The sequence below is a fragment of the Providencia rettgeri genome, assembly GCF_001874625.1.
In the GTDB taxonomy this organism is placed as follows: Bacteria; Pseudomonadota; Gammaproteobacteria; order Enterobacterales; family Enterobacteriaceae; genus Providencia; species Providencia huashanensis.
In genome coordinates this window covers 897,402-916,332 of record NZ_CP017671.1, presented here as the reverse complement: position 1 = coordinate 916,332, position 18,931 = coordinate 897,402, and the positions used below count along the sequence as shown (strand labels likewise).

The window sequence follows — 18,931 nt, the reverse complement described above, 5'->3', positions numbered from 1 at the left end:
AAATTTATTTTTATTTCTTAATTAGCTGCCAAATGTATTGGCTAAAAAGACAAATAATGGAACTCCGACAATATCTGTTAATACCGTTCCGGCAATAGGGATAATGATGAAGGCTTTTCGCGAAAACAGCCCATATTTATTACAAATTGCATCCATTACGACTAACCCATTTGGTGTCGCACCTAACCCATGACCAATAAACCCTGCAGACATGACAGCAGCATCATAATTTCGCCCTAATGCACGATAAACAATAAATATAGCAACGAGCACTGTTGCAATAACCTGAGTGATTAATATTATGGTTAATGGCAATGCTAATTCGTAAAGTTCCCAAAGCTTTAATTTCATCATCGCCATAACTAAAAACATTTCTAACGATATTGTTGAAATTAATACCACTGTACTACGCGATATTTTGATAATTGGTTTTCTTTCATTAAATGAATGGAAAATAACACCAACAAATAAACTAAAAATATGTCCTGGAATAGTAAACCCTGTAGCTTCACTGATCCATTTAGCTGTTGGCATACCAATAGCAAGTATTGATAAAATAACGGCCCCTGTGACGATACACTGCTGAGGCGTGACCTTATCTTCCTTACTTTCCTTTTCAGTTAAGTCATCCAAATCAATATGATCGGTTTCAATTTTTAAGTTATTTCTTTTTATCAACCAGTTTCCTACTGGCCCACCTAATATTGAGCCGGCGATCAGCCCAAATGTTGAAGCGGCGAGTCCGACATTCAGTGCTTGGTCGTAGCCAAAAGATTCGATAAGAGGAGCCAAAGAAGCCGCCATACCGTGGCCACCTTGCATGGAGGCTTGACCCGCCATCATCGCAATTAATGGTTCGATATCTAAAACATAAGATAAGCCAAGGCTAACACCATTTTGGGCGAACGCTAGTCCCCAACAAATAACCATATACAATAATAATATCTTACCGCCACTAACAAGTAATTTAACCCCCGTCATCAAACCGATAGTGACGAAAAACACATACATAGATAAATCATATAATGTATTATCAAAACTTAGTTCTACAATATTAAATTGGTATGCTAACCACATAATGACGGAAAATATAAACCCGCCAATAACAGGGCTAGGAATCGAATACTTCATAAAAAATGGAAACTTTTTTATAATTACATTGCTCGCAATTAATAATAAGGCCCCTAATGCTGTAAATGTAATCATATCCAGTTTTATTGTTAACATTTCATCTGTGACCATAAATTAGAATCCTTTTGTATTTATATATATTTGGATTAATTATTATTTTGTGGCGCCACTTTGGTAATAATTTATTAACAACTACAACTTTAAGATATACATATCTGCTAAGAATAAAAGTGATATTTTTGATCCTATGGTTTCATAAAATGAAACCTTTTCTGAAATAAAAAATAATTTTAAAAATTAAAATAAAAACATATCAATTATGTTATTTGTGTCTCAATAGAAAGTAAGTTAAATTAACAATTAGTGATTGATTTCACGTAATAGGTATAAATATGCATAATAAAAAATTAACTGAAAAAGATTTAAAATCATTGCGGGTTTTTATTTCCGTTGCTGAGGCGGGGGGCTTTTCTATCGCAGAGAAAAAACTCAGTATGTCTAAAGCCTCAATAAGCCGTCATATCCGTGAAATTGAAGATAAATTGGGAGTACAGCTCTGTGAAAGGGGCCCTGCAGGCTTTAAACTCACAGAATCGGGTTTGTTAGTGATTGAAAAAGCTAACATGGCCTTGACAGCTTTGGATAATATTAAGACAGAAGTAGATGAGTTACATGGAATTTTATCTGGGACACTTGTGATTGGTGTTATCGAACATATCTTGATTGACCCACTTTGCCACCTTTCATCCACCATTTCTCAATTCACCCAAGCGGCTCCCAACGTTAAATTAGAGCTGATTATACTCAACCATAACCAATTAAACCGAGCACTTAGTGATAGAACTATTCATATTGGTATTAGGGGGCAATATCATGAAAATAGCCGTTTTAATTACCAATTTTTATTTATTGAAAAACATAAGCTGTATATTTCGGCTAAAAGCGCTCCAAATAAGCACAATCTAGCATTAGTCTACCGCCCTCACCCATTCACAGAAAGTATTCTAGCTTCAGGTGAATTTAATAAAGGCCCTGAAGCTGCGGGGCTTGAAGCTGTCGCAACCTTTATTGCATCAGGTCACTATGTCGGAATATTGCCTGAAAATTACGCATCTCAAATTAATTTTCGCCATTCCCTTATAGAAGTGGAACACTCTCCCGTTTTTCATAACCGAATTTGTGCTATCACTGAAGCCAGCAAACCCCTCACACAAAGTGAGTCATTATTTTTAAAATTACTCTCACATTCAGGTGAACAACTTGATTAAACAAATAAAAAACCCCCAATAAGTCACCTTACCGGGGGTTTATTAAAAATTAAATCAGTATCAATTATAGAACATCAATACAGTTTAATTCTTTAAATGCCTGCTCTAAACGAACAACCATTGAATCTTGTGCTTTACGCAGCCATACACGTGGGTCATAGTATTTTTTGTTAGGTTTATCAGCACCCTCAGGGTTACCTAACTGACCTTGTAAATAGCCTTCGTTCTTTTTGTAGTACTGTAAGATACCATCCCAAGTAGCCCATTGGGTATCAGTATCGATGTTCATTTTGATCACACCGTAGCCTACAGCTTCTTTGATTTCTTCAGCGCTTGAACCTGAACCGCCATGGAATACGAAATCTAAACTGTTGTGTGGCAGGTTATATTTCTCAGAAACATAGTCTTGTGAATTACGCAGAATTTTTGGCGTTAACTGTACGTTACCTGGTTTATAAACACCATGGACGTTACCAAATGAAGCCGCAATAGTGAAACGAGGGCTAATTGCGCTCAGTTTCTCATAGGCGTATGCAACATCTTCTGGTTGAGTATACAGTTCTGAGCTATCCATACCAGTGTTATCAACACCGTCTTCTTCACCGCCAGTACAGCCTAATTCGATTTCCAGAGTCATATCGATTTTAGCCATACGCGCTAAGTATTTAGAACAGATTTCAATGTTTTCTTCTAAAGATTCTTCTGATAAGTCAATCATATGGGAAGAAAACAGTGGTTTACCTGTTTTCGCATAGTGTTTTTCACCTGCATCCAGTAAACCATCAATCCATGGCAGTAATTTACGTGCGCAGTGGTCAGTATGCAGAATAACTGGAACACCGTAATGTTCTGCCATTTGATGTACGTGATAAGCACCTGAGATTGCACCTAAAATTGCTGCTTGTTGCCCTTCTGCTTTCAGGCCTTTACCTGCGATAAATGCAGCACCACCATTTGAAAACTGAACGATAACTGGTGCACGTACTTTTGCTGCTGCTTCAAGTACCGCATTAATTGAATCAGTACCAACACAGTTCACTGCTGGCAATGCAAAGTTATTTTCTTTGGCAACTGCGAAAACTTTCTGTACATCATCACCCGTGATAACACCCGGTTTAACAAAATCAAAAATTTTAGACATGTGAAAAGGTCCTGTGGTGAACAGGCAGCCTACGCTGCCTGTTGTGTATGAAAAAATTAATTACGATTTAGCTCGTTCTTCTAGCATCACAACGGCAGGGAGTTTCTTACCTTCAACGAACTCAAGGAAAGCACCACCGCCCGTAGAGATATATGAAATTTTGTCAGCGATACCGAATAAATCGATAGCTGCTAAGGTGTCACCACCTCCTGCGATAGAGAATGCGTCGCTATCTGCGATTGCTCTCGCCACAATTTCAGTTCCTTTGCGGAAATTAGGGAACTCAAACACGCCAACAGGGCCATTCCATAAAATGGTTTTTGCATTTTTGAGGATTTCGGCCAAACGCTCTGCTGACTTATCACCTAAATCCAGAATTTGCTCGTCATCTTTAATTTCAGTGCTTGATTTTAATGTTGCTTCTGCGGTTTCTGAAAACTCGGTTGCAACACGGACATCAGTCGGCACTGGAATTTGGCAGTTAGCCAGTAGTTTTTTCGCCTCTGGGATTAAATCATCTTCATACAAAGAGCGACCAACATTGTTCCCTTCAGCTGCGATGAAGGTATTTGCAATCCCCCCACCTACAATCAGTTGGTCAGCAATTTTAGACAGAGAATCTAATACTGTCAGTTTAGTGGATACTTTAGAGCCACCCACAATCGCCACCATTGGACGTGCAGGGTTATCCAACGCTTTACCCAGCGCTTCCAGTTCATTGCTTAACAATGGACCCGCACAAGCAACTGGAGAGAATTTTGCAACGCCATGAGTTGACGCTTGCGCACGGTGAGCCGTACCAAATGCATCCATGACATATACATCACATAGTGCTGCATATTGTTTTGATAGCGTTTCATCGTCTTTTTTCTCGCCTTTATTAAAGCGAACGTTTTCCAGAACAACTAATTCGCCATCTGCGATTTCGACGCCGTTTAAGTAGTCTTTAACTAAACGAACAGGGTAATCAATTTTGCCGGCCAGATAGTCAACAACAGGTTGCAGTGAAAACTCTTCGTTGTACTCGCCTTCGGTCGGGCGACCAAGGTGAGAAGTGACCATGACTTTAGCGCCTTGTTTAAGAGCAGCTTCAATGGTTGGTAATGAAGCACGAATACGTGCATCAGAAGTAACTTTGCCATCTTTTACAGGGACGTTTAAGTCAGAACGGATGAAAACACGTTTACCCGCTAAGTCTAAATCGGTCATCTTAATTACAGACATGGTGAATCCTCTTGTTGATTCTCTATAAAGTTGCTATTAACTACTGCGCGGAAGCTATCTAGGATAGTGTCCGTTGTCTGTCAGTAGCCAATTAGTTTAAACCTGTTCGCCGAAACCGACGGCTGCCATCGCTAGTGTAGTATCTAGCATCCGGTTAGCAAACCCCCATTCGTTATCACACCAAACCAGGGTTTTAATTAAATGTTTTCCGCTAACTCGCGTTTGCGTACCATCAATGATAGCACTGTGCGGGTCATGATTAAAATCCATCGACACGAGCGGTAATTCTGTGTAGTCCACTATACCACGAAAATGCCCTTGTGCAGCGCTTCGCAATAGTTGGTTCACTTTTTCGACGCAAACATCGTCATGTACGGTAACACTCAAATCAATCGCTGTCACATTGGTCGTGGGTACACGGACGGAAATCGCTTCAAAGTGATCTTTAAATTTAGGGAAAATACGGGTAATCCCCGCAGCTAATTTGGTGTCAACTGGAATAATCGACTGGCTTGCCGCACGTGTTCTGCGTAAATCTTTATGATAAGCATCGATAACGGGTTGGTCATTCATGGAGGCGTGGATAGTGGTCACAGTGCCCGATTCAATGCCAAAGCTGTCATCCAGTAATTTGATAATCGGGATAATGCAATTTGTCGTACAAGACGCGTTAGAAACAATGTTATCGCTTGCCGTTAAGCTTTCATGATTAACCCCATACACGATCGTGGCATCAAGGTCATCCGTACCGGGGTGTGAAAATAATACTTTTTTTGCCCCTGCGGTTAAATGTTGCAAGCCATCATCCCGCGAGCCATAAACCCCACTACAATCAAGAACGATATCAATGCCTAATTCTTTCCAAGGTAGCTCACCAATATCGGCTTGGTGAAATAAGCGAATGTTGTCATCACCAACCTGTAAAAGTTCACCGCTAAGCCTTACATCCCACGCAAACCGCCCATGACTAGAGTCATACTTTAGCAAGTGCGCAACCCCTTCCGGTTCAGCGAGTTCATTAATTGCGATAACTTGAACTTCGGCTCGGCGGCTAGTTTCATATAACGCCCGTAATACACTGCGACCGATTCGGCCAAAGCCATTAATTGCTACCCTGATAGCCATTGCGTACCTTGTATATAAGCAAAATCATACGGTTGCTAAAGACTGCTGACGCATGTGAGTTTATTTTCAACTTACCCCGTAAACAGACTTTAGTCATGATATTTAAACCTGTGATTTGAAGTCATTAGCTGCTAACTATTTAGTATAAAACATAAGCACTTATTACATTCAAACCTGAAGTGAGTCACTAAAATAACCAGAGAACTTCAGCAGGCCATAAGGATAACTGACTCACATTAACTCTACTGCTCATTTTAACAGTCAAACATCAAAAATGTGCTACAACCGACATTTTTTGAAAAAATTTTCATTCTACGCTACTCAACTGAAACGCTTCAGCTTATCTATAGTTAGATTAAGGGATATATTTACAGAACGCAATAGAAAAGCAGATATTCATGCACAAAAAAACAACGCCCAACTCATCGTCAGGCGTTGTTAAGTCACATAACCGGAATTAGCCGTAAACCCCTGCTAATTCCTTAACATTTTTATTTCAATAAAGACTTAGCCGCTTCAACCGCTTTTTCTACGGTAATGCCAAACTCTTTGAATAGCTCTTCAGCCGGTGCAGACTCACCAAAAGAATGCATACCGATGATGGCGCCATTTAAGCCTGTATATTTGAACCAGTAATCGGCAATACCAGCTTCAATAGCAACACGTGCGCTAACATTTGCAGGTAATACCGCTTCACGGTAAGCCGCATCTTGTTTATCGAATGCATCGGTAGAAGGCATGGATACAACACGAACTTTACGGCCTTCTGCTGACAGTTGTTCTGCCGCTTTAACCGCTAATTCCACTTCAGAACCTGTTGCAATAAAGATTAGCTCAGGAGTGCCCGCGCAATCTTTCAGGATGTAAGCACCTTTCTCGATATTCGCTAGTTGCTCAGCAGTACGTGGCTGTTGCTCTAAATTCTGACGAGAGAAAATCAGTGCGCTTGGGCCATCTTTACGCTCAATGGCATATTTCCATGCAACCGCAGATTCAACTTGGTCACAAGGACGCCATGTGCTGAGGTTTGGAGTAACGCGCAGGCTAGCTAACTGTTCAACTGGTTGGTGAGTTGGACCGTCTTCCCCCAGACCAATAGAATCATGTGTATAAACGAAGATGCTGCGAATTTTCATTAACGCGGCCATACGAACAGCATTACGTGCGTATTCAACAAACATCAGGAATGTTGCACCGTAAGGGATGAAACCACCATGTAATGCAATACCATTCATGATAGCTGACATACCAAATTCGCGTACACCGTAATGAATGTAGTTACCTGCAAGGTCAACATTCAATGCTTTCGAACCTGACCACATGGTCAAGTTACTTGGCGCTAAGTCCGCAGACCCACCCATAAATTCAGGTAATACTTTACCAAACGCTTCTAAAGCATTTTGTGATGCTTTACGGCTTGCAATGTTCGCTGGGTTTTGTTGTAGGTTTTCAACAAATTGTTTCGCTTCAACATCAAAGTTTGCTGGTAATTCACCGTTCATACGACGAGTAAACTCAGCCGCTAACTCAGGGAACTGAGCGGTATACGCTGCGAATTTTTTATCCCATGCGCTTTGTTTTTCTTTACCTGCAACACGCGCGTCCCAAGCTTCATAAATATCTTTAGGGATTTCGAATGGGCCGTAGTTCCAACCTAATGCTTCACGTGTTGCTGCAATTTCTGCATCACCCAAAGGTGCACCATGGACAGACTCAGAACCCGCTTTATTTGGCGAACCAAAACCAATAATGGTTTTGCACATAATCAGCGTTGGTTTGTCTGTTTGGTTTTTCGCTTCATTAACAGCCGCATTGATTTGCGCTGCATCGTGACCATCAATATCACGGATCACATGCCAGCCATAAGATTCGAAACGTGCTGCTGTATCATCAGTAAACCAACCTTCAACTTCACCATCAATCGAGATGCCGTTGTCGTCATAAAAAGCGATCAGTTTATTTAATTTGAGAGTACCCGCTAAAGAACAGGCTTCATGAGAGATACCTTCCATCATACAGCCATCACCCATGAAAACATAAGTATGGTGATCAACAATATCATGGCTAGGACGGTTGAATTGCGCTGCTAATGTGCGCTCTGCGATAGCAAAACCGACTGCATTTGCAATGCCTTGCCCTAAAGGACCTGTCGTAGTTTCAACACCTGGAGTATAACCATATTCAGGGTGACCCGGTGTTTTTGAATGTAATTGGCGGAAGTTTTTTAACTCTTCAATAGGTAAATCATAACCTGCAAGATGCAACAAGCTATAAATTAACATAGAGCCATGACCATTGGATAATACAAAGCGGTCACGGTTCGCCCAGTGTGGGTCTGCTGGGTTATGATTCATATGGTCACGCCACAGCACTTCAGCAATATCAGCCATGCCCATTGGCGCGCCAGGATGCCCTGATTTTGCTTTTTGAACCGCATCCATACTTAGAAAGCGGATAGCATTAGCAAGGGTTTTACGAGTCGTCATCAGTATACTCCAGGTAGGATAAAAACGTACTTAAACCAATTTTTACAACGCGATATAAATACTTCTACTTCTATTAACACCTACACACCAACCATTCAGTTTATCAATGCATAACAACTTTTTCAGTCTTTTAACTGATACCATTAGCCACAAGAGCTTACACATGACAACTTGAATATTATGAGCAGAGTGATTGAAAGTAACGTAATTCCATTCATACCGCAATATTTGCTATGTTCATGGCAGCAGATCGAAAAAAATTAAACTGCTGCAAAGCTGAATCCATTCCATTGCGCAAAATATCCCTTAGGGCTTACATTTTTGCGCAATTGACTAGTCTTATTAAACCTGAGTTCACGGTCTGGGATCAAGGTGATTTATCCATCTTAAGCATTTAGCTACCACAATAGTGATAATAGGCAAAGTTTTAGGCAAAAAAAGTATGAAAAACTACCGACTGCTTCCGAGTGTAAACCTAAGCAAGGTTGGCTCCAAAAGGGGTTATATTTCAAATCATAAGAAAAAAGCCAGAGACTGGCTAATCTCTGGCTTATCATTGGCCCATACTGAAAAATAGCCCGCTTGATGAGTGGCTTTCTTACTCTACTTAGCCCCTTCGCAGTTACCAATTGAATAATATTTATTAAAAATAACGATATACTTACGGCTTTTCTTTTTCATACTACTATCACGAAACTCTTGCTGAGGTAGTAGATACAGCATTAATGGCACCTCATTTTCATCAACCTCACAGCTTTGATGAATCAATACACGAAAATAAGTATTTCCTGTATTTTTCAATACGCCGCTATCACTATTTATTTCATATTTAAAATCAATATTTTTAGGCCTTACCACAAAGTAAGTTTCCAAACTGACTGTTGGATAAAATAAAGATTGTCGGTTTTGCCTGTTATCACTTTGAACATCAAGGGCTGTTTCACTAATCACAATCTTATAGTAACGTTCTTTATTATCTTCTTGACCACGATAAAAAATTTTAAAATATTCCTGTTCTCCTGGTAGTAGGACTTTTTTCAATGGAGTGAAAATAATTTCCCCATCCTTAATCGCGTTTCCTTGTTCTTTTTCGTTTGGTTTATCAATTTGATAAGCACTAAAAGTATATAAATTTACCTTTTTCGTATCATTAACATACGGTTTTGAAAAAAAACTATTATTAGGTTCTAATGAAGAAATATCCGAACTCAAATAAAGCGCATATGCCTTCCCACCAAATAAAAGCAATAGTAACAACAAGCTACTGAATAATTGTTTTCTACGTACTTTCATTATTATATTAGCGGACAGGAGCATCGACTTAATATTACAAATGTACATCTGGTCCCGTCCAAGTCGCTTTTACAGCCACAGTTCCACTTGCCGATACCGTTCCTAGCCAATCAATACCATCTAACGTAAACAAAGAGTTTGAATCATTCATTGGGAACCGTAAATCTAAGTTGGTACGATAAAAAGAGCCTAAATCTTGATTGGGAATATCCCATGGAGTTTCCGTCCATAATGCATTATCCATAGAGACTTCCGTGCCATCGCAACTTGAACGATAAGACCCCTCAACTCCCGATGCGTTCTTAAACGAAAGGTAAGCTGGAAAAGGGACATGGAACTTATCATCATCCGAACTAAATAAGCAGTAAGCTTGCCCACTCACATTAACCGTAGGCCCCTCTACTCTAGCGGTAATTGAGTCGGCCTGCCTTGGACCACTTGTTGTTACAATATAATTAAACTCAATTGCAGGTTCATTGGCTCCAACTTTACCTGTTTTTGACGGATTTGGAATAAAATCAGAAGGAACAATACTGATACTATAGTCACGAGGCTTAATCACTAACTGATTTGAGGGGGTAAATTCATAATATCCCGATTGTGGCGCTGCAGCTGGGTTAGTAAATGAAAAAGTAAAGAAATCCTGGCTATTAGTAAAATCGACGTTGTTCGTAATTAACTGCTTAAAAAACGTATTAGAAAAAAAGATAGATACGGAATCATTCGAAGTTTTGAAATAAGTGTTTGCTGCGTAAGTAAAATTATAATTCTGCCAAATATTTGACCCGTCATCAGGACCTATTTTTATTGATGCGCTCGCTGGCGGAAATGGAATTAACGTTGAGTTAACTTTTAAACTCAATAAGATATTTGCAAAAATATCCCCTGATGTCTCATGCTTAACAACTTGGCATATCAAGCCATTCACATTAGCAACAATGCCAATCCGGCAAAATTGAGCCCCTGGCCCCAAACTTGGATTACCATTGCTATCAATATAAACCTCTTGCATCGCACCTGTTGAGCTCAACTTTATATGCCCTGCCTTCGTCATCGTAAATTCATGAGAAGCAATAATATTTCCACCAACTCCTTGGCAAGTCTCACCCTTAGAAGGGTCATAATCAATATTTGTCATACAGGCACGATAACTATATGTCTCAACCGTACCAACAGGGAGTTTCTGAAAATATTGGTAAGTCGACTCACTAAATATACCTCGAGCATAAATGCCTTCACCTAAGATGTCAGATTGCACTATCTTATATGCACCGTTTTTTCCAATATATTGAGCTGGCCAATAACCGCTATCACGATGACAGTAATTACGCATACAGCGGTTACCAATAAACGGGCTGTCGATGGGGGAATTTTCAAACCAAATATCTACATTTTGGTTTGCTCTAATGGCAGTATTGGTATACCCCATATAACCTAAGCTCTCCTGTGATTTTGCTGAATAACGGGAAAACTTATTCGCCCCTGTAAATCGTGGGTCTAATGATCTGGGAGTAACGAAGTATTCATCATCTATCCCATTTTCAATAAAAACATAGGAATTACTAAGGGCTATCGCTGAACTATAAAAGCCACTAAGCAATGCTAACACCGGAAGTAATGTATACATTATTTTATTTATCATAAAATTCTCATTGTCTTAATGCGACGGTTTTCTGTGGATCACAGGTTACATCACCTAACCATAACGCCCCTCTGGCTCCCTCTAAATTCAAATCAGCTTCACAAATCGTTTGCTCATCTTCTTGTAAAAGAGAAATAACGGGGTAACGAATATCGACATCCATCGAAAATTCGCCATTATGATCCGTTTTTGTTCGGCCAATATGATTGCGGATTGATGCATATTTTATAAACTCACCATCAGGGGATTTAAGGCGACCAAATACCGTGACTAATTGCCTGACCTCTGGTTTATAAAAAGCGATATTTCCAGGGTATAAAGTGACAGATTTATTTCGTCCAGAGACAATATCAAAACTATCTTTAGACTTAGCGTCATTCATTAATTGAATGTCATAATCAGAATAAGGTGATAATGGGATAAATGTGTTCGTACCACTAATTGGATAACTTTGCCCATTAACACGAGCTGTCATACTCCCCGCGCCATGTATATCCGAATGGATAATAACACCCGACTTCCCTTGTTGACCGCTCGGCATAACTGTTCCATTGCTATATGCAACAGCACCTCTTGAGGTAAAATTACCATTTATTCTATCGCTGTCAGGTCGGTTAATAGTCACCATGCCCGAGTTATATTTAGTTTCATAAGAGGCGTAACCCATGGTTGAGAAATCAGACTCCCCATTATTTTTATCTCTAACCAACTTAGAAACTGAGCCGCCTATATTCGTAATTGCCGAATTTTCAAAATTTTTATTAGCATAAATATTTGCTTTCATGTTGCCATTACTTGATGAAAGCCCAGTGCTTAACCATGTTGATAAAGGTAATGAAAAATCAAGGCTAATAAATTTTTCATTCATACTTTTTTGGTCATCATAGTGGTAACGCTGTACGCCTGTTCTTAAACCAACCGTACCATAGCGGCCTGAAAATAGCGTATTTGCATACTCATAGTTGATAGAATCACCGCCAATACGTTTATCTGTTGTACGACTAATGGTAAATGACCCTGCTCGCTCAAAGACTTTATCAATATTTAATGTTGCACCGTAAGAGTAACTATTTGAGTCATAGATAGGTAATTCGCCTTTTACTACCGCTTTTTCTTTTGATGCCCAAATAGAACCGTAACCATCAGGAATACTTGACGATAGGGTAGCAATATTTCGATGACTACCATGATTCTCAAACATCCCCTGCCAAGACAATGAGATATACTGATTTAAAGAAAGGTTAATGCTACTTTCATTAATCAAAAAATCATCATAGCCGTAATTAGACATCTGAATGTTAACCCCAGATAAGACAGGGAAACTTTTTGCTGCAGAAACCCCGAATAAATAACTTTGCTTGAGCGGCTCACGTTGAGTGTACTTCCCTCTCACATAACGCTTCTTATCAAAATCAACATATCCCCCGTAAATCTCCCAGTTGAGTTTGTCAAAATTGACACTTCTTCCCCCAAAAGATTTATTAATAGTTTGATGTTGAGTTGTCACAATCTTGCCATCCACAACCGTTTCAATAGTAACGTCATAGATACCAAATGGTAGAATACTGGTGTCTACTTCAAAGCTTCCCATTGGGAAATTTTGAATGTTTAATAATTTTCCATCGCGATATATACGTACTTCACCAGGGCTATTCAAAAAGACGTAAATAGGGGTTAACGAATATTTAGAATTGACCACGACACTCGAAGCATTATTACCAACTGAAACCGCATAAATTTTGCTGCTATTTAACGTTGTTAAACTAGCGATAGACTGTAAGTTCCATGTACTCATTAACCCAAGAGCGAAGCGTAACCCATTAAAATCACGCTCATACATTGCTCGATAGAGCTCAGTATTAGAGTTTGACTTTCCAATACTGTACGCCGAAGCATTAATATTGATATGATGCTCTGCGATCGCAAATAGGGTATCTAAATTAAAATAACTACTAGACGAATTTTTACCTTTTTTTACCTGACTCTGAAAAACACCTAAGTCATAATTAACAACGGTAGAAAAAGCATCAACAGACGAATCTCCAAGAGAAAATTGGCGTATTTTTTCCTGAGGAGCAAATGCATCACTATCCACATCTAAAGATAAGTTAAATGAGGATACATCGAGTTGTAACCATGCATTCTTATCAACTTCAATATTATTTGTCTCATTGAAGAATGACTCTTTCTTACTTTCTAATTTTTCAATTAATAATTGGTTTAATTTTGGTCCTTTACTAGCATCAACTAAATGAATGTTCGCAAGCTTAATCTTTCCTTGTTCTACAACTATAATAGCATCTGCTATCTTATCTTCACTTTGATTCTTCTCTATATCGCTATTTAGACGTAAAAATACTGGGACAGACATACCTTCTTCCAACGCAATAACAAAAGCAGGAGGAATAATATACCCTCCAACTTTAATACGCTTTATGTCCCTAGCATAAATAGCATTTGAAAAAATAAAGCTTATTATTGATAACGTAATAATACTTTTATGCATAATTAAGCCCTAACCCTGCTATTTGACAACAATGAAATTCCCTTTGTGCCAAATACCAATACTTGTTTTTTTATTATTTACATTGACTAATTGAAGTTTCACTGCCAAGTTTGGCATCAAGTAATAACGCTCTCGACATATACCTTCAATTCCAAAAGTTATTTTTTCTGTTAAGCAAGGGCCTGATGCAACAACACGGAAAGAAGTATTTCCTAAATTAGCAACTTGGTATTTTTCATATTGATATCGAAAGTTTTCCACCCTAGGAGCGACAACAAGTATCGTGCTTATCGTCGCTGATGTTGTTGCAGAGGCTGATTTTGAACTTTTCGTTATTCCGCTTTCACTTATTGGGTCATCTTTCCAATTTAATCGGTAGTAACGTTCTTGATCATCTTTAGGACCATTATAAATAATTTTAAATATGTCTCTTGCTTTGCCCGGAAGAATAATATTCGCTGGTGTTGACAATATCTCATTAGGGTCATTAACGGGAATAACTTTTCCATTCTCTAAAGGAGAATCTATTTTTTCAATGCTTAAATTTACCAACCTTGCTGCATCGACCGTATTTTCAATTTCCTTTGACAAGGTGTTTTCTTCAGAAGAAATAATTTCTGTTATATTCCCAACATTAACAGCCAAACTATTTTTCAGTGGAATAATTGATAATAAAATGAGCGCAAGAATTGTTTTTTTCATAATAAAACTCAAATAAAAGACGATAAAGATACTATTTCCTTATATTATCTTTATCGTAATAAAGGATTTGTTATTTAATTAGTGAAATAACTTATGGTGTAACAAAAGTTCCTTCCCAATTTGCAGTAAATTGAACTCTTACATCACCATCCCAAACGCCATCAGCAAGATCTTTAAATTCAGCTGCCGCACCTGCAGATTCTGCACTTGCAATAACGAACGTAAATTCGCCACGGTCTGTTGCGCGGTCAGAACCATTATAAACACCATCAGCAGCTAAATTATCTAAACCAGACGTTAAACCACCAGCAACATCAATTAAAGTTGTCTCCGTTGCCGTATCTAAGTCAGTTCCATTCCATTTAACACCCACTTTTAATGTGGAGTTATCAGTAGTTCTTGATAATGTATTAGCAATCACTTTTGAAGTTAATTTAAAATCTGTAGCACCTGACTGCCCTTGAATAGCAACATCAAATGCCCCATTTTGCTGATTAAAACTTTGTTGGCCTTCGGCATAATTAAATGTCAGGCTTTTTAACGGAGTAACAACTAACATACTTGTTGTATCTTTAATTGCGGTTGCTTGCCATGTTGCGGTCGCTTGTGCAGTGCGCGTATCCGCATTCGCAACAGTAGCAAAAGAAGCAGCAATAATCCCAGATAATAGTACAGACGATATTCTTTTATTAAACATTGTTATTCTCTCTAATTAAAATTAAATACATACCAAATAAAAATTACATAGTATAAAAAACACTTTTAGTTGTGTTTTTTATAAAATATAATCTTGACCACTAAAAATGTAATTAAAAAATATTTTTATTATTATTTTTTATTTAAAAAATTATCCATTAAGTAATTACTTAACAAGTAATTTTTTTATTAGATTCTTCCTTAGCCATTTTTATATCAAAGTCATGTTCATTTTGAACAAACATTATTAGTTCAACCCAATTTTTATCGAGTATATTCAAAAGTTGACTTAGTTGATCTATGGTCAAAGATGTTTTTCCAGTTTCATAGCGTGAAATTTGTTGCTGGCTGACATGCATTAACTTTGCTAGTTGCTTTCCCGTTAGATTTTTTTCTTTTCTGGACTTTCGTAAAAAAACCCCCGCATAATAACTTAAGTTATTTACTTCCATAAGCATTTCCAAAATTTTCCCGATGACAAAATTCAAGTAAAATCATTCAATAAATGATAATCATTAATATATTTATATTTAATAGAATAAATTATTTGATAATAATTTTCTGACTATTAATTTATGCTTAATAATATAAATTGATTAAAAAACGTGTAAAAATGTTTAAACCTATCAATGCTAGAAAATCAATAGATTAACTCTATTTAGGTGTTTTTTATGAACTACATTTCAGTTTTATCACTAGATAAAACACGTAGTCAGAGTAGAAAAATGATAAGTAACTATGTGATAAGTAAATTATTTTTTGATGTGAAAATATTGTTTTTTATATTGGTAAAATAAGTTACGAAAATTATTTTAATTAAAACATAATATATTTAATAGACATTTAAATTAATACTATTTTTCATTTTGTTACAATTTGGCATGTAATGTATAAATAGATTATTACAATAACACATAATATGAGTATTAAGGATTAATCTCTACGAAGAGATCATTATTTAGCGTTAAGATCGAGTACGATATATTTATTGATGTAAATCAAAAATGTATTCAATTAATTTTGCTCTTTTGAAGAATTAAAAAAATAAAATAATAACTAGAATAACAATCGTAACCGAAACAATTCATCAATGATATAAAAAGTACACACCCTCAATTCGTCAAATACAGCGTAAAAATCGACCTAGTTTAGCCCATTAAATTAATAACCAAATAAAATAGTTTCAGTAAAAAATTGATTAACCTACCACAAAATAGGTAACCATTTGCTAAAAAACAGCTCTTATTAATAAACTGATTGTTATCTACTTAGTCATTTAGCCTTTCAATGATACAGCGCAGTTGATAGTGACAGCTCTCCATCCGATTGAACAAAGGTCTAAAATTAAACTTTTTTAGTCTAATATACAGATGGTTAAGCAACTGATAATGAAATAAAACTATTTTGACAAGATGAGATGATGAGACAAAAAAAAGCCCCGAGTTAAAAACTCAGGGCTTTAATATTTGGCGGAACGGACGGGACTCGAACCCGCGACCCCCTGCGTGACAGGCAGGTATTCTAACCAACTGAACTACCGCTCCGGATGTTCCCTTCTGGGAACGCCAAGCATATTACGAATACTTTGCAGCCCCGTCAATACTTTTTCTTGGGAAATCGCGCAGTTGAGCAGTTTTTAGCCTTAAATAGCACACTTAATTTGCATGCCATCATTTGTACCAATACATTCTATATATCAATGTAAATTTTCAGCCTCATCAGAAGACTGCCGCCAAAGACAAGGTTTTCCCCCTTTCTTATCGACAATGTCTAATCGCGCTTCGTGGGCAATGATCTCTTCATCGGAAGCATAGAGTACTTTCAAGCCTGTTGTCGGTCGTTCAATTCTTTGTATTTCATTGGTTTGCTCATTATCGGCGGACTCAGACTCCATCGAAAATGACAACGATGTTTGCCCACCCGTCATTGCTAAATAGACGTCAGATAAAATCTCCGCATCGAGCAATGCCCCGTGTAAAGTACGCTTAGTGTTATCAATTAGATAACGATCGCACAATGCATCTAAGTTGTTTCTCTTTCCGGGGAAAAGGCGACGAGCTAAAACCAAGCTGTCCGTGATCGTACAAAAGTCAGCCGTTGGTGGAATACCTTTATTGAGCTTACGAAATTCATGATCCATAAACCCGATATCGAAGGGGGCATTATGAATGACTAATTCAGCGCCACGAATAAATTCAATAAATTCATCCGCAATATCTGCAAAAACGGGCTTATCTTGCAAAAACTCATCGCTGATCCCATGCACTTCAAATGCTTCAGGGTCCACTAAGCGATCGGGTTTAATGTACACATGAAAATTACGCCCTGTGAGTCGGCGGTTAATCACTTCAACTGCACCAATCTCAATTATATTGTGCCCTTCATAATGAACACCGAGTTTATTCATACCGGTTGTTTCAGTATCAAGAACAATTTGTCTGGTTATCACCGTGCTCATAATGTTTTTTTGTGTCAAACTAGAAAGGAACGAATAATATAGAGTGTAACAGAAATGACAAAGCAGGTAGAAATTTTCACGGACGGTTCCTGTTTGGGTAACCCTGGCCCGGGGGGATATGGTGTTGTTCTACGTTATCAACAGCATGAAAAAACGTTGAGTGATGGGTATTTTTTAACCACAAATAACCGGATGGAACTACTTGCGGCTATTGTCGCCCTAGAATCACTGAAACGGCCTTGTGATATCATATTAACCACTGACAGCCAGTACGTCCGCCAAGGGATCACCCAATGGATCCACGGTTGGAAACGCAGACAATGGCGTAAAGCGGATAAGTCTCCCGTTGTCAATGTAGACTTATGGAAGCGCCTCGATGAAGCTATCCAACGTCACACTATCGACTGGCGCTGGGTTAAAGGGCACGCAGGTCACCCAGAAAACGAAAAATGCGATGAGCTTGCTCGCGCGGCGGCGTCATCTCCAACCAAAGAAGATACCGGCTACCAACCTGCACAAGATTAACGATTATGGTTAACTTTAGTGCGTTCACTCAGCTCTTTTGCCGCACCTAAAGCCGTGCCTATTTTAACTTTCGGCTGCTTAAATTTTAACGGCGTTGGCGTGAGCGGATAAGTCCGTTTTCGCGCCACAATAACACTTAGTACCCCTATACCACCGCCATGTTTATTAATCCGTCTGTGTGAATTCATCCAAGGGATAACATGACAATTACGATGATATAAAACTTCATAGTTTAATAAACTTAGCCAATCAAATACCCTTAAAGCAGGAAAAAACCGGCTACAATAAGGTTGCCGTTTACGTAGAACAGGTACTAACTTTGCTAACCCTGCTAAGCTAAAGGGGTTAAACCCTGAAATAACTAGCCACCCATCATCAATTAATACACGGTCGACCTCCCTTAGAAGCCAATGTGGGTCGCTATCATAGGCTAAACAATGAGCCATTAAGCATGCATCAATTGATTTCTCAGTAAAGGGCAACGCCCCCGGTTGAGCAATAAGATTAAACCGCGGGTCATTATTCCCAACATTGAACTGATGAGAAATTAGGCACTCTTGGGTCTGGATTTCAGTACTTAAATGGCCTAACTTAAGGAGATGAAAACCAAATATCTTTGGCCACCAAGGCCTTAATTGGTTTTCTATAGACTGCCGGTATTGCTCTCCAAAAGGAATATCACACCAACTAACGGGCATTTGGAGCTTTTTATCAATACGTGCAGGCTTCATGAA

The 18,931-nt window shown here is 38.3% G+C and carries 15 protein-coding genes and 1 tRNA gene; 2 read left to right on the top strand and 14 right to left on the bottom strand.

Annotated features, from left to right (window positions below):
- Nucleotides 1-21: 21 nt before the first annotated feature.
- Nucleotides 22-1,242, bottom strand: coding sequence for a sodium/glutamate symporter (locus tag RB151_RS03895; RefSeq protein WP_048608321.1), 1,221 nt, complete (start codon nucleotides 1,240-1,242; stop codon nucleotides 22-24).
- A gap of 281 nt (nucleotides 1,243-1,523) precedes the next feature.
- Here RB151_RS03895 and RB151_RS03890 point away from each other — a divergent pair, with 281 nt between their 5' ends.
- The gene (locus RB151_RS03890) at nucleotides 1,524-2,399 is read left to right on the top strand and encodes a LysR family transcriptional regulator (RefSeq protein ID WP_042846876.1); all 876 of its coding nucleotides are present in this window, start codon (nucleotides 1,524-1,526) and stop codon (nucleotides 2,397-2,399) included.
- Between the two features lie 64 nt (nucleotides 2,400-2,463).
- Here RB151_RS03890 and fbaA read toward each other — a convergent pair whose 3' ends face one another.
- From fbaA to dnaQ, 12 genes are all read right to left on the bottom strand, one after another.
- A complete protein-coding gene (fbaA, locus tag RB151_RS03885) occupies nucleotides 2,464-3,540 on the bottom strand; it encodes a class II fructose-bisphosphate aldolase (RefSeq protein ID WP_042846877.1) in 1,077 nt (358 codons plus the stop codon).
- A gap of 60 nt (nucleotides 3,541-3,600) precedes the next feature.
- Nucleotides 3,601-4,764 carry a phosphoglycerate kinase gene (gene pgk, locus RB151_RS03880; RefSeq protein ID WP_071547724.1) on the bottom strand — a complete coding sequence of 388 codons (1,164 nt, stop codon included), beginning with the start codon at nucleotides 4,762-4,764 and terminating at the stop codon, nucleotides 3,601-3,603.
- Nucleotides 4,765-4,860: 96 nt separating this feature from the next.
- Nucleotides 4,861-5,889, bottom strand: coding sequence for an erythrose-4-phosphate dehydrogenase (gene epd / locus RB151_RS03875; RefSeq protein WP_042846879.1), 1,029 nt, complete (start codon nucleotides 5,887-5,889; stop codon nucleotides 4,861-4,863).
- Nucleotides 5,890-6,380: 491 nt separating this feature from the next.
- Nucleotides 6,381-8,375: a transketolase gene (gene tkt, locus RB151_RS03870; protein ID WP_042846880.1), complete on the bottom strand. Its 1,995-nt coding sequence runs from the start codon at nucleotides 8,373-8,375 to the stop codon at nucleotides 6,381-6,383.
- A gap of 603 nt (nucleotides 8,376-8,978) precedes the next feature.
- Nucleotides 8,979-9,668, bottom strand: a complete 690-nt coding sequence (locus RB151_RS03865; RefSeq protein ID WP_071548817.1) for a fimbrial protein — start codon at nucleotides 9,666-9,668, stop codon at nucleotides 8,979-8,981.
- Between the two features lie 34 nt (nucleotides 9,669-9,702).
- Nucleotides 9,703-11,310: a fimbrial protein gene (locus tag RB151_RS03860; RefSeq protein WP_071547723.1), complete on the bottom strand. Its 1,608-nt coding sequence runs from the start codon at nucleotides 11,308-11,310 to the stop codon at nucleotides 9,703-9,705.
- Nucleotides 11,311-11,317: 7 nt separating this feature from the next.
- A complete protein-coding gene (locus tag RB151_RS03855) occupies nucleotides 11,318-13,816 on the bottom strand; it encodes a TcfC E-set like domain-containing protein (protein WP_071547722.1) in 2,499 nt (832 codons plus the stop codon).
- 18 nt (nucleotides 13,817-13,834) lie between these two features.
- Nucleotides 13,835-14,518 (bottom strand): hypothetical protein, encoded by a 684-nt coding sequence (locus RB151_RS03850; RefSeq protein ID WP_048608337.1) that lies wholly within the window; start codon nucleotides 14,516-14,518, stop codon nucleotides 13,835-13,837.
- Nucleotides 14,519-14,609: 91 nt separating this feature from the next.
- Entirely contained in the window at nucleotides 14,610-15,215 is a 606-nt protein-coding gene (gene ecpA, locus RB151_RS03845) for a common pilus major fimbrillin subunit EcpA (protein ID WP_048608339.1), read from the bottom strand.
- Between the two features lie 169 nt (nucleotides 15,216-15,384).
- Nucleotides 15,385-15,666 (bottom strand): helix-turn-helix domain-containing protein, encoded by a 282-nt coding sequence (locus tag RB151_RS03840; protein ID WP_071547721.1) that lies wholly within the window; start codon nucleotides 15,664-15,666, stop codon nucleotides 15,385-15,387.
- 1,015 nt (nucleotides 15,667-16,681) lie between these two features.
- Nucleotides 16,682-16,758, bottom strand: a tRNA-Asp gene (locus tag RB151_RS03835).
- Nucleotides 16,759-16,910: 152 nt separating this feature from the next.
- Nucleotides 16,911-17,672 carry a DNA polymerase III subunit epsilon gene (gene dnaQ / locus RB151_RS03830; RefSeq protein WP_071547720.1) on the bottom strand — a complete coding sequence of 254 codons (762 nt, stop codon included), beginning with the start codon at nucleotides 17,670-17,672 and terminating at the stop codon, nucleotides 16,911-16,913.
- Nucleotides 17,673-17,726: 54 nt separating this feature from the next.
- Here dnaQ and rnhA point away from each other — a divergent pair, with 54 nt between their 5' ends.
- Nucleotides 17,727-18,197 carry a ribonuclease HI gene (gene rnhA, locus RB151_RS03825; RefSeq protein WP_042846886.1) on the top strand — a complete coding sequence of 157 codons (471 nt, stop codon included), beginning with the start codon at nucleotides 17,727-17,729 and terminating at the stop codon, nucleotides 18,195-18,197.
- Here rnhA and RB151_RS03820 read toward each other — a convergent pair.
- A complete protein-coding gene (locus RB151_RS03820) occupies nucleotides 18,194-18,928 on the bottom strand; it encodes a class I SAM-dependent methyltransferase (RefSeq protein ID WP_042846887.1) in 735 nt (244 codons plus the stop codon). The genes rnhA and RB151_RS03820 overlap by 4 nt on opposite strands.
- Between the last annotated feature and the right edge of the window lie 3 nt (nucleotides 18,929-18,931).

Coding starts and splice junctions, on each gene's coding strand:
- pgk (WP_071547724.1), bottom strand. CDS start 4,764: ATGTCTGTAATTAAGATGACCGATTTAGACTTAGCGGGTAAACGTGTT.
- RB151_RS03895 (WP_048608321.1), bottom strand. CDS start 1,242: ATGGTCACAGATGAAATGTTAACAATAAAACTGGATATGATTACATTT.
- fbaA (WP_042846877.1), bottom strand. CDS start 3,540: ATGTCTAAAATTTTTGATTTTGTTAAACCGGGTGTTATCACGGGTGAT.
- RB151_RS03855 (WP_071547722.1), bottom strand. CDS start 13,816: ATGCATAAAAGTATTATTACGTTATCAATAATAAGCTTTATTTTTTCA.
- epd (WP_042846879.1), bottom strand. CDS start 5,889: ATGGCTATCAGGGTAGCAATTAATGGCTTTGGCCGAATCGGTCGCAGT.
- RB151_RS03890 (WP_042846876.1), top strand. CDS start 1,524: ATGCATAATAAAAAATTAACTGAAAAAGATTTAAAATCATTGCGGGTT.
- RB151_RS03860 (WP_071547723.1), bottom strand. CDS start 11,310: ATGATAAATAAAATAATGTATACATTACTTCCGGTGTTAGCATTGCTT.
- rnhA (WP_042846886.1), top strand. CDS start 17,727: ATGACAAAGCAGGTAGAAATTTTCACGGACGGTTCCTGTTTGGGTAAC.
- RB151_RS03850 (WP_048608337.1), bottom strand. CDS start 14,518: ATGAAAAAAACAATTCTTGCGCTCATTTTATTATCAATTATTCCACTG.
- tkt (WP_042846880.1), bottom strand. CDS start 8,375: ATGACGACTCGTAAAACCCTTGCTAATGCTATCCGCTTTCTAAGTATG.
- RB151_RS03865 (WP_071548817.1), bottom strand. CDS start 9,668: ATGAAAGTACGTAGAAAACAATTATTCAGTAGCTTGTTGTTACTATTG.
- dnaQ (WP_071547720.1), bottom strand. CDS start 17,672: ATGAGCACGGTGATAACCAGACAAATTGTTCTTGATACTGAAACAACC.
- RB151_RS03820 (WP_042846887.1), bottom strand. CDS start 18,928: ATGAAGCCTGCACGTATTGATAAAAAGCTCCAAATGCCCGTTAGTTGG.
- ecpA (WP_048608339.1), bottom strand. CDS start 15,215: ATGTTTAATAAAAGAATATCGTCTGTACTATTATCTGGGATTATTGCT.
- RB151_RS03840 (WP_071547721.1), bottom strand. CDS start 15,666: ATGGAAGTAAATAACTTAAGTTATTATGCGGGGGTTTTTTTACGAAAG.